Origin of the sequence: Methylovorus mays (assembly GCF_020531915.1) — a bacterium.
Taxonomy (GTDB): Bacteria; Pseudomonadota; Gammaproteobacteria; order Burkholderiales; family Methylophilaceae; genus Methylovorus; species Methylovorus mays.
The window spans coordinates 379128-393790 of the sequence record NZ_JAJAVG010000004.1 but is presented as its reverse complement, the minus strand read 5'-3'; the positions used below and the strand labels follow the sequence as shown (position 1 = coordinate 393790).

Genomic DNA, 14663 nt, shown 5'->3' with positions numbered 1-14663 from the left:
CATGAGACAGGTTCATGTACAACAATCGCATTTGAATGGCTGGGGCGCCAGAGTGGTGTTACAGCCGGCAGTGGCTATCCGTGCTGCGGCTCAGGATGAAACAGCCATTTCATCCCTGGAATTGCACAAGATACTCAAGCATCGCCAACTGACGGCGGTCTTTCAGCCCATTGCGGATTTGCGTACGGCGAGCATTTTCGGGCACGAAGGGCTTATTCGCGGGCCAGTGGATACCCGGTTGCACATGCCGCTTGCCCTGTTTGATGAGGCGGAACAGCACCATCTCTTGCTTGAGGTGGAGCATCTCAGCCGGCAGGTGGTGCTGGAATCCTTTGCCCAGCAGGGGGCCAACGCCAAGCTTTTCCTCAACGTCAGTCCGGCGTCCCTGCTGCAACCTCACGTTGCGCGCGGCGCCACACTTTCCTACATACACCAGCTCGGGCTTGATCCGCACGATGTCATTATCGAACTGACGGAAAACTCGCCTACCTTTGATTACGATACCTTGCGGCATGCCGCCGAACACTACCGTAGCATGGGTTTCGAAATCGCGATGGATGACTTGGGGGAGGGCTTCTCCAGCCTGCGTTTATGGTCCGAATTGCGTCCCGATTACGTCAAGATAGACAAGCATTTCATTCGCAATATTGACCGTGATCAGGTAAAGCTAGACTTTGTGCGTTCCATCCAGCAGATTGCGCTCAACTCGGGCACCAAGGTGATAGCCGAGGGCATAGAAACCGAAGCCGAACTCATGATCGTGAAAGATCTGAAAATCCCGTATGGGCAGGGCTATCTGATCAATCGACCGCAGGCCTCCTTGCATACGGCTTTAAGCCCGGTAGCGGCCGAGCTGATGCAGCGCAATGCCGTGCATGTTTACCAGAGCGCTGCCGTGCCGGTGCAGGCCCGCTCCAATATCAGCAAGCTGATTCGTTATGTGTCTCCAGTCAGCCCGCAGACCAGCAATGACGATGTGTATCAGATATTTGAAAAGCAGCCCTCGCTGTACTCCCTGCCCGTGGTGGCACAGGGACGCCCGGTGGGGCTGATCAGCCGCTACAACATGATTGATCATCTGGCGCGGCCTTATACACGCGAGCTCTACGGCAAGCGCTACTGCAGCATTTTCATGGACAACCAGCCCCTGATCGTCGACAACAGCCTGAGTCTGCAAGCGCTGAGCGATCTCATCATCAATATGGAGCCACATCACTTATCCAATGGTTTCATTATCACCGAGTCGGGCAATTATCTGGGCATGGGCAGTGGTCATGATTTATTGCGCGAGATTACCCAGATGCAGATCAATGCCGCACGCTATGCCAATCCATTGACCATGCTGCCGGGCAATGTCCCGATCAACGAACATATGGATCGCCTGTTGCAGGCGGGCATTACCTTTCATGCCTGCTATTGTGATCTGGATTCGTTCAAGCCTTTTAATGATGTCTATGGCTTCAGGCGCGGTGATGAGCTGATCCAGTACACAGGCAAGCTCTTGAATGAGCAGATTGCCAATGAGCTGGATTTTGTCGGCCATATCGGTGGCGATGATTTCATCCTGATTTTCCAGAGCGAGGATTGGGAACAGCGCTGCCTGAATGTTTTGCATATCATGGCGCAGGCCATTCCAGCCTTCTATGATGAGGCAGACCGTCAGCGTGGGGGGATTGCCGCCGAAGACCGTCAGGGGAACCCTCTGTTTTATCCTTTCGTGAGCATGTCTGTCGGCAGCGTCAGGGCTGATCCTGTGGGCTTCAGGAGTCATCACGAAGTAGCGGCGGCAATGACCATTGCCAAGAAGCAGGCGAAAAAGATCAGTGGTAACAGCCTTTTTCTTGAGCGCCGTGGCAAATAGCCCATCGCCTGTTGGCGGCTGACGGTTCACAAAAGACCAACGTCCGGGAGATGCTCTTCCCGGGCGTTGGTTTATCCATATCTGTGTCTGCGCGGCTTACACCGTAGAGCAGGCGAGGGAATTAATAACGGGTGGTGGTCGTCACTACTGTACGGGTTGCACGGCAATTGCTACCGGCAATACCACCCAGTGTCGCAGCCACAGCACCGAGCAGAAAGGCCAGAAAGCCCCACAAGGTCAGGTGTGCACCTACGCGGGCAGTTTTGTCCGCGGCTACAGCAGCCTTGTCACCCGCTACTTCAGCAGTGTGGTTGATGGCAGCCTGGGCATCCTTGGCAGACTTTTCCCATGCATCCAGCTTTTGCGCAGCTTCTTCCTTGCTGATGCCGGTTTTTTCGGCAATCAGGTCAACCACGGCTTGACGGTCTTCCGGAGTGGCATTGCTGCCTTGATCAACCAGGGTTTTTACCTTGGCATAAATTTCGGCAGATTCACTTTGATTGGCGGCATCCTGATTGGCAGCGGCCTGACCACTTTGATTGGCAGCGTGCGCCAGCAGACCTTGCAGTTCACGCTCGGCAGTTTCCCAGGAGAAGTTGCTGTTTGCAACTTCTTGCTTGCCTTTGTTGATCAAATCAGGAGTTGCAGCTGCGGCTCCATGCGCTGCGCCGCTTACCGCTGAGCTGGCAAGATGACCAACCCCAGCCAGTGTGCCGCCTATCAGACTGCCTACCAGGTAAACGCCGAGCAGAGTGGCGGTTGCCCAAGTCACGATGCCATGCAATGCGCCATCCATTCTGGCAGGCAGGCCTGCCATTTCGCCCGCTACAATGCCGCCAATAACCAGGGAGAGAAAGAAGGACACTACCCACCATAAGCCAGCGCCCATGCCAAAGGCTTCTGCTGTTGGCGTACCATTGGCTTGCAAGGGATCAAGTGTGCTGAGGCCGATACCTGCGCCCAGCATGCTCAATAGAAACTGGACGGTCAGTGTCACCGCCACACCCGCAAAAATGGCGGACCAGGAAATAGTTTTAAAGGTAGGTGCGTAAGGGTAGGGGCCACTTCGTACCGTTGTGGTTTCATCATAGGTTTGTGTCGTTGCCATGGTATTCCTCCAGCTGAATATTGTTGATCTTGAAAAGCACGATCAGCATGGCATGCTGACACGTACCTCATGCAGTCCACGGATGACCCGGTGTGTGCAGTGGGATCATTCTATGAGCAGGGCCAAATAACGCCTGTCAGCGAGCTACCTAAATTCAGCTAGGGAATATGGAGCTTGGCTATAAGCTGATTCTGACAGGGACGTAGGTGAATATTGAGTCTGGAATGAAAATGCTCAGGCATGAAAAAAGGCCCCGAAGGGCCTTGAGGTGTTTAGTTTGCCTGGAGGGCTTCTGACGGCGGGGTTACCTTGTCTTTGCGATCAGGCATTTGCGCCAGAATCTGGCAGGCCACTGTGCTGAGGTAAGGCAGGGATTGCAGCGCCAGCATGGTGACCCATAACTGGGCATCCGCATTCTCGATGCCGCGCGAGTAAATCATGGCGGCAGCGGCGACCATAAGTGCCAGCAACAGCAGGATTTCTTCACGGATGGGGGTGATCAGGCTGCGTTTGCCTGTGCCCTTGCCTTTGGCGGTGGTCTTGAAAACACCACGTTTCTGCACCAGCCCCGCGATAATCCCGCGGGCAATGGCATGCGATAGACCCAGGCTGGCCAGTGAAGCGCCAAAGATATCCATCCACTTGCATTCTTTCATGGTCTTGCGATACAGCACTGGCCCCAAGGCGCCCTTGACCACCAGGAAGCACAAAATTGGCGTCAGCATGATAGGCACCGGCAGACTGAAGGATTTGGGGAAGGCCAGCATGGCCATGGTCCAGCCGATGGAACTCAGCGTGAATACCAGTTGCAATGCATCGCCCAGCCAGCCAAACCAGCCTGTCAGGAAGTGATAGCGCTGCCCAAAATTCAGGGTGGATGAACCCAGCAGCTTGGGCATGTGACGTTTCAGGATCTGCATGGCGCCAAACGCCCAGCGGAAACGCTGCGATTTCAGGGCATTAAAGTCAGAAGGCGTCAGGCCGCGACCAAAGGTTTCATCGATGTAGCGCAGCTCATATTGCTCTTCAAGCAGGCGCAGGCCGAGTTCGGTATCTTCGCAAATGCACCACTCGGACCAGCCGCCCACATCCACCAATGCCTGATGACGAACCAGTGTCATGGTGCCGTGTTGAATAAGGGCGTTACGTTCGTGGCGATGGTGCATGCCAATGCGGAAGAAGCCTTCGAATTCCCAGTTGCTCATGCGGCGGAAGAAATTGTTTTCCCATTCACGGTGGGCTTGAGGCGCTTGTACCACAGCGACTTTTTCCTCGCTGAAATGCGGCACCAGGGCACCCAGCCAATCGGGGGTGACGACGTAGTCAGCATCCACCACGCCAATAACTTCGGTGCGCGGGTCAGTCTGTTGCAGGGCAAAGTTCAGCGCGCCTGCCTTGAATCCAGGCCATTGCGGCAGATGGAAGAACTTGAAGTTGTCCGGCATGTTCGCCATGTAGGCTTCCACCGGCTTCCACTTGCTTTCATCCTTGGTGTTATTGTCGACGACGATGACTTCGAAATGGGTGTAATCAAGCTTGCCCAGGCTTTCAATGGTGGCAATTACCATCTCTGGAGGCTCGTTGTAGCAGGCGAGATGCACAGAGACGAATTTTTCCTGCTCGGCTGGTAGCGGCTTGGCACGCTTGAAAGCACGTTGCCAGCCACCCTTGAACATCACCTCGCTGAATTCCACACCATAGATCATCAAGACAGCTGAGGTCAGCGCCATACCGATGATGAGGCCGATCAACACAATAAAGTCTCGCAGGCTGTAGTAATAATCGCTCGGCAGGTTGTATGCGATCACCAGGGTGGTGATGCAAGCCTGCAGCAATATCGCCATCGACAGTCGCCCGCCGAGACCCCAATGCCGGAAACGATAGGCAATGAACAGAATGGGCAGGAAACCCAGGAACGTGGCCCAGCTGGCCTTGATTAGCCAGCGGGTGTCGGTGGGGACAGCACCTTGCAGCGAGTATTTCATCTGGCGCTTGCCATCAAACATGCCCCAATACGCACCCGCCCAGCCCTCAACCTTGACCTTCCATGGCTGGTCGATGGCTTCCATCAGATAATAGTCGTAGTTCTGGTAAGCCGTTTTTGCCAGGAATTCACGGACAAATTGCGCCTGATTAACCTTGGATGCGACGGCTGCGCCAATGGCAGGGCCTTCGCTAGGCCAGCCGATTTCGCCAATGACAATCTTTTTGCGCGGGTACTTCTCCATCAACTCTTGATAGCGCTGAAATGCATATTCCACCGCTTTATCTGCGGGCACGCCCTCGTGGTAGGGTAGCAAGTGCACCGTAATGAAATCGACATGACGCACCAGCTCGGGGTTTTTCAACCAGACGTGCCAGGGTTCTGCGGTGGATACCGGAACATTGACATTTTCACGCACCTCATCCAGATAGCCTATCATTTGCTCCACGGTGAGGTCGGCGCGCAGCATGGCTTCGTTACCGATGATCACACGCTCGATCTGCGGGTAGGTGGCAACTTGCGTTTCCAGGGCGGCAATTTCGCGGCGATTGGCCGCATCATCCCCTTGCAGCCAGGCGCCCGCCGTCACTTTCATGCCCAGGCGCGAAGCCAGTGCCGGGATTTCAGCCAGCTCCAGCGAACCATATGTACGGATACGATTGGTATAGTTGTGCAGCATGCGCAGATCGCGCATCAACTCGGCACTGCTGGGGTATTTTTTATCCAGCGGGCTCTGGTCGAGCTGATAGCCGCTGTAGGCAAAGCCGCGTACCAGCGGGGGGGCATCAATCAGCTCCAGCGTGCCATTGGTGGCGGCCCATAATCCGAAATGCGCAGCGGCGATGGCCGCTGCAAACAGCAGCGGGGTGACAAAACGTTTGGCAATAGTCATTAGGCGTTCAGCGTTTTAAGTTTGTGTAAAAGGGTAGTCCGGGGCCAGGTGGCATAGGTCGTCGCCAGCACCAGCAGCAACCAGGCGATGGCCTGACGGTTTTCTGTTTCAAAGGCAATGCAGGCCACCATGGCGGCCAGTGCCAGTAGGTTGAGTGCCTTGTAAGGCCGCCATGTATTGCTGCGGCTGATGTTCAATATGGTCAGGCCAATGGCCAGCTGGATAACCGGCAGCGCATACAGCGGCAGCGGGAAATCACGATAGCGACCATCAATCTCAAACAGCCAGCGCGTGGCAAAAGGATCGGTCAGCCCGAAAATATTCACGATCTGCAACGTCGGCAGGCTCAGCATGCAGCAGGTAAATACACCGATGGCAATCAGCCACATGCAAAGCTTGATCAGCTTGTTTCCACTGTCCGACTGGCGATTGAACTGTGTGGGTATCGCAATCAGCAGCAATATGCCCGCGATGGTGACGCCCCCGAGCAGGCTCCATTCCAGCGTGTTGCGGCAGGCTTCAATCAGGTATTGCCATTGCAACCTGGCACACAGCCCGGCAAGCGCACCCAGCAGGCCGGAACCGATCAGTGCAGGCAGACGACGTTCATCGGCCAGCAAGGTAAACAGAATCAGGGCCACTGCACCCACCGCCAGCCAGATGGCAAGCTCGGCTGGCTGGTCATGACGCTCGCTGACTGGGCCATTGAATGGGAACTTGGGCTCAAGATCGGTGGTGTAAAGCCCCCAGTAGCCTCCTACAGCGCCTTCCAGCTCACGCTTCCATGGTTGATCCATCGCTTCAATCACATTGTATTGCCAGCCATTGTGTTGCGCCGTGCTGACAAACGCCCGGATGTATTCAGCCTGGTTAAGCAGGCTAGGCTTCGAGCCATTGCGCTGACGGCCAACAGAGGGCCAACCGGTTTCGCCGATCAGCAACGGCTTGCTAAAGCTGGCTTGCAGGCGCTGCATCACGCCAGTGGCATGGCTGATGGCTCGCTCAATCGGTTGTGGATCATCTTCCCAGTAAGGCAATACATGCACGGTGACAAAATCCACTGAGCTTTCCAGCTCTTTGTGCTTTAACCAGAACTCCCAGACGTCAGCGTAGGTAATCGGCACATGCGTGGCGGCTTTGACCTGATCAAAGTACGCCTTGAGTTGCTCTGCCGTTTGCTCCTTGCGCAGCAGTACTTCATTGCCAATGACCATGGCGCGGATTGCTTGCGGATACTCATTGGCAAGCTTGATGGCCAGCGCAACCTCGCGATCATTCTCGATCTTGTCGGCCCCTATCCAGGCACCCATCAATACTTTAAGGCCTAAACGCGCCGCGGCTTCAGGAACATAGTCCAGGCCCTGGCTGACCGAATAGATGCGTACGCATTCAGAGCGCTTTGCCAGTAATTCGAGATCGCGGTCGATTTGTTGACGGCTGATCACGGTACCTTTGATGAAAGGCGTCTGGTCTTTGCCGTAATACGGGGCATAGGACACGCATTGCAGTTTGCCACTTTCCGGTAGCGTGGCTTCCGTCAGGTTCACCGGTTTGTTTTGAGACCAGAGCCATGCACCCAGTAGAACAAGCAGGCTTAAATTGAATATACTGTATATCCACAATCGTGGAGTGCTGACATTAGGCATAGGTTCCCGAGCGGTAAGATGTATAGACTCTTGGTAAAAACGGATATTGAAAGCAGATAGACGCCAAGGCGAGCAGATCCTTCCGAATAATAATGCAGGAGGCCGCCGATGACAAAATGAAACCTGTAAATACCTGCTGAATCGCGTGGCTTCGCGTTACAATAGCAAAGAATTGTAAATGACTGGTAGAGAAACAACCCAATGAAAAAAACCATTTTGGCCATCGCATTACTGGGCGTTGCCAGTATTGCGCAAGCAAAAATTCCTTTTTCCGGCAAAAATTATAGTGGAGTGTATGAATGCAAGGGTAATAATGATCAGGTAGGGGATTACACCGTTACCGCTACCTTGCGTCTCAATAACGTCAGCAGTGCTGGTACCTTTGGTGCATACCATTACGAAGTCGAAACTGAAAATTCAGTCACCTACCGCGGCCAGGTGGCCGCTGATGGCAATCGCCTTGCCATCAGCTTCAATTTTTCGGAAAAGAAAAACCTGGATCACAGCACTGGCGTGGCCTTGGTGAAAAAGAATGCCCAAGGTCACTGGACTTTCCGCCGTCTGTATTACGAAGGCGATGACAATGGCGGCGTTTACGGTAGTGAAAATTGCGTGCTGAAAGCACCGCTGGCAACTGCAGTAAAACCCAAGGACAAAAAGAAATAAGGCATGTACCAGCCAATAAAAAAGCCCGGAGATACCGGGCTTTTTTATTGGCTGTGGATGTTGAATCTATGCTGGCGGGTATGTGCTTCCGCGTACCGGCGTAATGGCAAACGCATTGAGCCGCGCCGCAAAATCAGGACTGGCCAGCGCGATAAACTCGGCACCACGGGCGAGGGCAATCGGATCGCTGGCGGGCGCTGCGCTATCCGGCAGGGCCGGATGACACATCAGCACAGGCATGCCATCGGTTTTTTGCGCTTGTTGCAGGCAGATACGCAGTCGCTCGATGTAAGGCATTGCGTTGTCATTAAAATCATATACGCCCAGCAAACGGCTGCTGCAGTGGAGACCTTGCTTGATAGCGTGCCGCTTAAGTGCCTGCGCCCCCAGGCTGCGGATGATATGGCCTTTCAGGCCATCGGCAGGGGGCGGGTTGGAAATTCTTATCCAGGGACCATGCTGGCCGTAGCGCTGTTTGAGGATGTCGAGCAGTGCCTGCCGAATTTGCGGAAGCTGATGCACGTGCTGATGACCGTCAATGTAGTCCGGTCTGGTACCAAGGGCTTCTTCAAATCGGGCAAGTTGCCCCTTGATGTTCTGCCGAATTGCCTCGGCCGACAGGCTATGCAAAAAGCTGCGAAGAATAAGTCTGGACAGAGGCTGGCACACCGGTTCGCCGAACTCGGTAAAGTCCAAGTGCAATCCAATGTCTGCTTTTTGCCGGATATCGCTGGTCAGTGCTTTGGCTGCCTCTGGCCAGCGTGGGCTCATCACCATGCACGAAGTCGCGGTGAGTCTGCCCTGACGAATCAGGCCCAGAATGCCATCATCGACTGCCTGATGGTAAGCATAATCATCGGCACTGATGACCAGGGGATGCATCACGGCTTACTCGCTTGTGCCTGCAGCTTCGCTCTCGGTGGGGGCCGACTGCGCTTTTTGTGGACTTGTCACCTCGGCCACGATGTAGGGCGGACGTCCTTTGACTTCATCGTAAATACGGGCGAGATACTCGCCCAGAATGCCGATGAACAGCAGTTGCACGCCTGAGAAGAACATGATGCTGGCAATGGTCGTCGGCCAGCCAGGGATGGATTCATGCAGGAATAGCTTGTCGACCACGACCGTCATGCCGTAAATGAATGCCAGCAATGCCAATATGCCGCCCACCGCGCTGGCGAGCCGCAAGGGAATGACCGAAAAACTGGTAATGCCTGTCCACGCCAGGCTCATCAGACGCAGGCGAGAAAAGGCACTTTCACCATGCAGGCGAGGCAAGGGGGTGTAAGGAATGCCTATCGACTTGTAACCGACCCAGGCATACATGCCTTTCATGAAACGATTGCGCTCGGGCAGCGCACGCAAGGCATCCACCACTTTGCGATCCATCAGGCGGAAGTCACCTGCATCGCGCGGGATATGAATCTGACCACCAAGACTGATGGCGCGATAAAACAGGCGTGATCCCCAGCGCTTGAAACGGGACTCCACGGCGCGGTCATTGCGTACTGCATAGACCATGTCGTAGCCCTGGCGCCATTGCGCCAGCATGTCGGACACCAGATCCGACGAATGTTGCCCATCTGCGTCCATGCAGACGACGATGTCGCCTGTGGCATATTCGAGCCCCGCGCTGATGGCGTATTCCTTGCCAAAATTCCGCGAAAAGCGGACCAGTGTTGTATTCAGGAAAGACGGCATATTGCGCACGATCTGCGCAGTACGATCGCGGCTGCCATCATCAATCACAACGATATCCCAATTGGGGCTAAGCTGGTTCAGCTGGTTGGCAATGTTTTCCAGGGTCAGGTGGATGGCCGCTTCCTCATTGAAGGCAGGCACAATCACCGTAATATGTGGGTTAGCGCAGGCGCGGTCTAATACCATAATTGTCGACTCATGAGTCCGGGTTAATGGGGGGCAGGGCGCGGGAAACGGTACTTGGGATGCAGGTTACGCCTGTCCTTCACCACTGCGAGAACGGCGCCCATGCGTTCCACCGTGCCAATAATCTTGCCTTGCAATACTTTATCGCAGTTCATATTGGTGCTGGAAATAAAAAAGTCCGCACTGACCCAGTCACTCGTGATCTGGAAGCGATGATCCAGATACGCATCGCCCTGTATGGATTCTGCGCAAACGGCCACCTTATAAGGTGCATGATTGAGACCATCGCCAGCCTGCTTGTCCACGGACTGCAGCTCGGGGAGCTTGTCTTCCAGTATCTCTGCGGCTTCACGCAGGCTGCTTGACCAATAATCCCCCTCCCAATGACTTTCGGCATAGGGCATCGAACCTGCCAAGCGGTTGTAGTAGATATATTCATAGGGGTGCAGCTGCACCATGGTGACGGTGGTAGCCACCGTGAGAGCGGTAACCACCCCGGCAGCCAGCCATCTCAGTTTGCTAAAGTTCGCCAGCGCATCCCAGCTCATGCTGAGGCCCAGCCCGGAGAGTATGGCGAGTGGTGGAATCAGGAAAGTGAAGTGTCGTACACCGTTATAAAGCGCTGGCTTGTCCAGCAAAATGAACATCAGTGGGAACAGCGCCGCAACGCACACCAGCAACCACGGCAGGAATTGCTTATGCTGCACCCGCCATTCGCGGATATGGCGTGCGCCTATGATGATCATCGCAAGCAGCCCAAGCAGGAAGACTTCAGGCAGACGCACCAACAAGTAAGAGGGCAGATACTCCCGTGGTACTTCGCCGATCTTCATTACTTCGCCATCCATCACGGTCAGCATGTTGAAGGCAAAGTGCGAGAAGGCCTCAGCCGCCTGCAGTGGATGTTCTGGCGACATGACGCCCCAGGGCCAAAACAGTGCCATCAGGGCAAAGGCGGTGATTCCTGCCGGCAAAAGGCGCCAGGCCGAGGTGAGCCAGTATTGCCATTTTTGCTGGAAGCCCGGGGCAGCGAGCCAGCCACCAATAAAGACCGCCAGCAGCAAATAAAACACTGAGAATACCCCGCCGATGCGTAAACCCAGGGCGCACCCCACGGCAATGCCGAGCTTGATGCACAAGCCCAGGCTGGGCTTTGGCAGCTGGCGCGATAAGCGCATGGAGTAATACAGTGCCCACACCATGCAGGTGGCAAACGGAACATCCTTGGTATGGGTAAACATGGCGCCTGTCCAGGCGCCCGTAATGGCAAGAAGCACCGCCACAATAAACCCGCTGCGCTCATTGCCGAGCAGGCGAGCAGCTTTATAGGAAGCAATGATGCCAGACAGGCCGAATGCGGCCGAAAGCAGATGGCGCAGATCCCAGATCCATATCGGAACGAATTTCTCCAGCACGGCTGCCACCAGATCAAAGAAGCCGCCATAGAGGTAGAGATTGCGATAGTGGAATGCGTCCTGATCGGCAAATCCGGAGGTGTAGAAATCCAGCAGCAAGCGCCCATAAATATGCTGCACCTCTTCATCATTACTGATGCCGTATTGTTCAAAGGTCAGCAGAATGAAAAGCCCAAGGGCTATCAGAAGAATAATCGTCAGGCGACGGAAAACCGATGGATTAAACAATTGAGTTTATGGCACTAGTTGAGGTGCGGCATTATAGCGCTGCCGCCGATAAATGTTCATGCTGTTTTAACGCCCAGCGCACATGCTCGTTGACCAGCGGGGAAGGGTGATCCAGCCGTTTCTTCAAGGCACGGACCACCTCCGGGCTGGACGGCGCATTGCCCAGGCCCACGGCAATATTGCGTAGCCATTGTTCGTGGCCAATACGGTAAATGGCACTGCCTGCCATGCGATCCTTGAACGTGGCCTCATCCCAGCCGAACAGCTCCATCAGGCTGGCATTGTCCAGGCCGTGGCGCACGTGAAAATCCTCCTGCGCGGTCAGCTGGCCAAACTTGTTCCATGGGCAAGCCAGTTGGCAGTCATCACAGCCATAGACACGATTGCCTATTAACGGCCGCAGGGCTTCCGGAATGCTGTCCTTGAGTTCAATGGTCAGATACGAAATGCAGCGGCGGGCATCCACTTCATAAGGTGCGACTATCGCCTGGGTCGGGCAGATATCCATGCAGGCGTGGCAAGTGCCGCAATGGTTTTGCCCGGGCGTATCCACCGGCAAGGGCAGGTTGGTATAAATCTCCCCCAGAAAAAACCAGGAACCAGCATCGCGCGATAGCAGCAGGGTGTGCTTGCCGCGCCAGCCCAGCCCGGCTTTTTGTGCCAACTCAACTTCGAGTACCGGCGCGCTATCGGTAAACACGCGGTAATCAAAACTGTCGCCGGTCAGCGGGGCAATGTGGGCAGCAATGCGATCGCACAGCTGTTGCAACCGACTGCGCAATACCTTGTGATAATCCCGACCCAGGGCATAACGCGAAATAAAGGCGCTTTCTCCATCGGCCATGACCTCCCAGCTGTCGCGCGTGGCTGGCGGCTGATAATTCATGCGGACTGACAAAATACGTAAGGTGCCCGGGACTAATTCCTGCGGGCGGGTACGTTTGCTGCCATGTTTTGCCATATAATCCATGGCACCATGAAATCCTTTTTCCAGCCAGGCCTGATGGGCAGGCTCAGCGGCGCTGAGGTCGGTATCGGTAATGCCAAGCTGGCTGAACCCAAGCTCTTGCGCCCAGCGCTTGATATCCCGCGCCAACGCTGGCAGATCAATGGGCAACACAGGGCTGTCTGAAGTAAATTGCATATGGCACATGATATTACATTTGACCTGGCCGATGAGGCTGCCACCCTGCATTTCGGGGCGCAACTGGCAAAGGCCGTCACCCCAGGCTTAACCGTTTACCTGCATGGTGACCTAGGGGCCGGCAAAACCACGCTGGTGCGTGGCCTGCTACATGCCCTGGGCCATATCGGCAAAGTCAAAAGCCCAACGTATACCCTGGTTGAACCTTATGTGCTGGATGCGCTAGCCGTATACCATTTTGACCTGTATCGTTTTGTTGATCCTGAGGAATGGGATGCGGCAGGCTTTCGCGATTACTTTAATCCGGCCACGATTTGCCTGGTGGAGTGGCCGGAAAAAGCTGGTGAGCTCATTCCACAGCCCGATCTTGATATTCATCTCAAACCCAACGCTGGCGGCCGCAAGATCACCGTCAGCGCCAATAGTCAAACAGGGGAAGCTGTCGTTGAATCTCTTGCGCACGCTTAAACTGGCATGTTCATTCCTGCTGGTATTTTTCAGTATCCAGGCGGTAGCCGCGACTACCGTGACGGCAACCCGCGTCTGGCCCGCCCCCGATTACACCCGCATCACCCTGGAGTCGAACAAGCCCATCAGCTATAACCTGTTGCGGCTGAAAGACCCGGAGCGTCTGGTGGTTGATCTTGAAGATGTGGATCTGGGCTCCAATCTCAAAAGCCTGAGCGATCGGGTACTGGCTTCTGATCCTTATATCCGCCAGATACGCGTTGGCAATTTCAAGCCCGGGGTCGTACGCATGGTGATCGACCTGAAAACCGACATCCGCCCAGAACTCGCCACACTGCTGCCTGCCGGTGAATACCAGCATCGCCTGGTGCTGGATATTTATCCTGCGCTTGATCCATTGATGGCCATGCTGGAGCAGCGTGAAACACCAGCCTCCAGTGCTGAGCAGGTAATGAAACCGGATGTTAAGGTGCTGGCGCAACCAGAAACGGCGGCTCCGCTGGATACCAGCAAGGCGCCAGAGATCAATCTGCCCGGCAAGCCTGAGCAGACCATGGCGCAGTCCATGCCCGAGACAGCCAAAGCGCCTGACAGCGGCAAGGCGGCTCCCGTACTCAAGGCCGAACCCAACAAGAGTCGAGAGGGTGGGCGCGTGATTACCATCGCCATTGATGCAGGGCATGGTGGCGAAGACCCCGGTGCCAAGGGCGCCAATGGTTCATACGAGAAAAACATCACGCTCGCCATTGCCAAAAAGCTCAAGCAGGCAGTGGATGCTGAGCCCAATATGCGTGGCGTGCTGACGCGCGATGGCGATTACTTTATTCCTTTGCATGGCCGCGTCGTCAAGGCGCGCAAGCTGCAAGCAGATCTGTTCGTATCGATTCATGCCGATGCGGCATTGAGCTCTCAAGCCAAGGGCTCATCGGTATTTGCCCTGTCAGAGCATGGCGCCACCAGTGCCATGGCGCGCTTGCTGGCGCAGCGCGAAAACGAGTCTGACCTGATCGGCGGCGTGAGCTTTGATGTGAAAGATCCCTATCTTGCCCGTACCTTGCTCGATCTTTCGCAAACAGCCACCATCAATGACAGTCTCAAGCTCGGTAAATCCGTGCTGGATAACGTAGGGAAAATCAACAACTTGCACAAGCATAGCGTGGAGCAGGCGGGATTCGCCGTGCTGAAATCTCCGGATATTCCCTCTATCCTGGTGGAAACGGCGTTTATTACCAATCCGGAAGAGGAGCGCAAGCTTAATGATGAAAATCATCAGGACAAGCTCGTGGCCTCTATTCTGACCGGCATCAAAAAATACTTCTCCAGCAATCCAGCCCTGGCCAAGCCTAAAATGGCTGAAAAATAAG

At 55.0% G+C, this 14663-nt stretch carries 11 protein-coding genes; 4 read left to right on the top strand and 7 right to left on the bottom strand.

Annotation, left to right across the window (positions count from 1 at the left end; genetic code table 11):
• Nucleotide 1 precedes the first annotated feature (1 nt).
• Nucleotides 2-1861: a GGDEF domain-containing protein gene (locus tag LG203_RS04205; protein WP_230344626.1), complete on the top strand. Its 1860-nt coding sequence runs from the start codon at nucleotides 2-4 to the stop codon at nucleotides 1859-1861.
• 121 nt (nucleotides 1862-1982) lie between these two features.
• On the opposite strand, the gene LG203_RS04200 is transcribed toward LG203_RS04205, so the two are convergent.
• The 3 genes from LG203_RS04200 to LG203_RS04190 form a co-directional block, all read right to left on the bottom strand.
• The gene (locus LG203_RS04200) at nucleotides 1983-2969 is read right to left on the bottom strand and encodes a hypothetical protein (protein ID WP_230344625.1); all 987 of its coding nucleotides are present in this window, start codon (nucleotides 2967-2969) and stop codon (nucleotides 1983-1985) included.
• A gap of 272 nt (nucleotides 2970-3241) precedes the next feature.
• On the bottom strand, nucleotides 3242-5845 hold the full coding sequence (locus tag LG203_RS04195; protein WP_230344624.1) for a glycosyltransferase: 2604 nt from the start codon (nucleotides 5843-5845) through the stop codon (nucleotides 3242-3244).
• A complete protein-coding gene (locus tag LG203_RS04190; protein ID WP_230344623.1) occupies nucleotides 5845-7491 on the bottom strand; it encodes a glycoside hydrolase family 17 protein in 1647 nt (548 codons plus the stop codon). The genes LG203_RS04195 and LG203_RS04190 overlap by 1 nt, the downstream gene beginning before the upstream one ends.
• Before the next feature lie 201 nt (nucleotides 7492-7692).
• Between LG203_RS04190 and LG203_RS04185 the strand changes: the two genes are divergently transcribed.
• Nucleotides 7693-8157: a hypothetical protein gene (locus LG203_RS04185; protein WP_230344622.1), complete on the top strand. Its 465-nt coding sequence runs from the start codon at nucleotides 7693-7695 to the stop codon at nucleotides 8155-8157.
• 66 nt (nucleotides 8158-8223) lie between these two features.
• Here the strand turns inward: LG203_RS04185 and LG203_RS04180 are convergent, their stop codons facing one another.
• From LG203_RS04180 to queG, 4 genes are read right to left on the bottom strand one after another with little or no spacing between them, the layout of a single operon-like run.
• Nucleotides 8224-9039, bottom strand: coding sequence for a ChbG/HpnK family deacetylase (locus LG203_RS04180; RefSeq protein ID WP_230345029.1), 816 nt, complete (start codon nucleotides 9037-9039; stop codon nucleotides 8224-8226).
• A gap of 6 nt (nucleotides 9040-9045) precedes the next feature.
• Entirely contained in the window at nucleotides 9046-10044 is a 999-nt protein-coding gene (locus LG203_RS04175; protein WP_230344621.1) for a glycosyltransferase family 2 protein, read from the bottom strand.
• 23 nt (nucleotides 10045-10067) lie between these two features.
• A complete protein-coding gene (locus tag LG203_RS04170) occupies nucleotides 10068-11687 on the bottom strand; it encodes an ArnT family glycosyltransferase (RefSeq protein WP_230344620.1) in 1620 nt (539 codons plus the stop codon).
• A 31-nt stretch (nucleotides 11688-11718) separates the two neighbouring features.
• Nucleotides 11719-12831, bottom strand: coding sequence for a tRNA epoxyqueuosine(34) reductase QueG (gene queG, locus LG203_RS04165; protein WP_230345028.1), 1113 nt, complete (start codon nucleotides 12829-12831; stop codon nucleotides 11719-11721).
• Here queG and tsaE point away from each other — a divergent pair, their 5' ends adjacent.
• Nucleotides 12832-13299, top strand: a complete 468-nt coding sequence (gene tsaE / locus LG203_RS04160) for a tRNA (adenosine(37)-N6)-threonylcarbamoyltransferase complex ATPase subunit type 1 TsaE (RefSeq protein ID WP_230344619.1) — start codon at nucleotides 12832-12834, stop codon at nucleotides 13297-13299.
• Nucleotides 13277-14662 (top strand): N-acetylmuramoyl-L-alanine amidase, encoded by a 1386-nt coding sequence (locus tag LG203_RS04155; RefSeq protein WP_230344618.1) that lies wholly within the window; start codon nucleotides 13277-13279, stop codon nucleotides 14660-14662. Before tsaE ends, LG203_RS04155 begins: the two co-directional genes overlap by 23 nt.
• Nucleotide 14663: the final 1 nt, after the last annotated feature.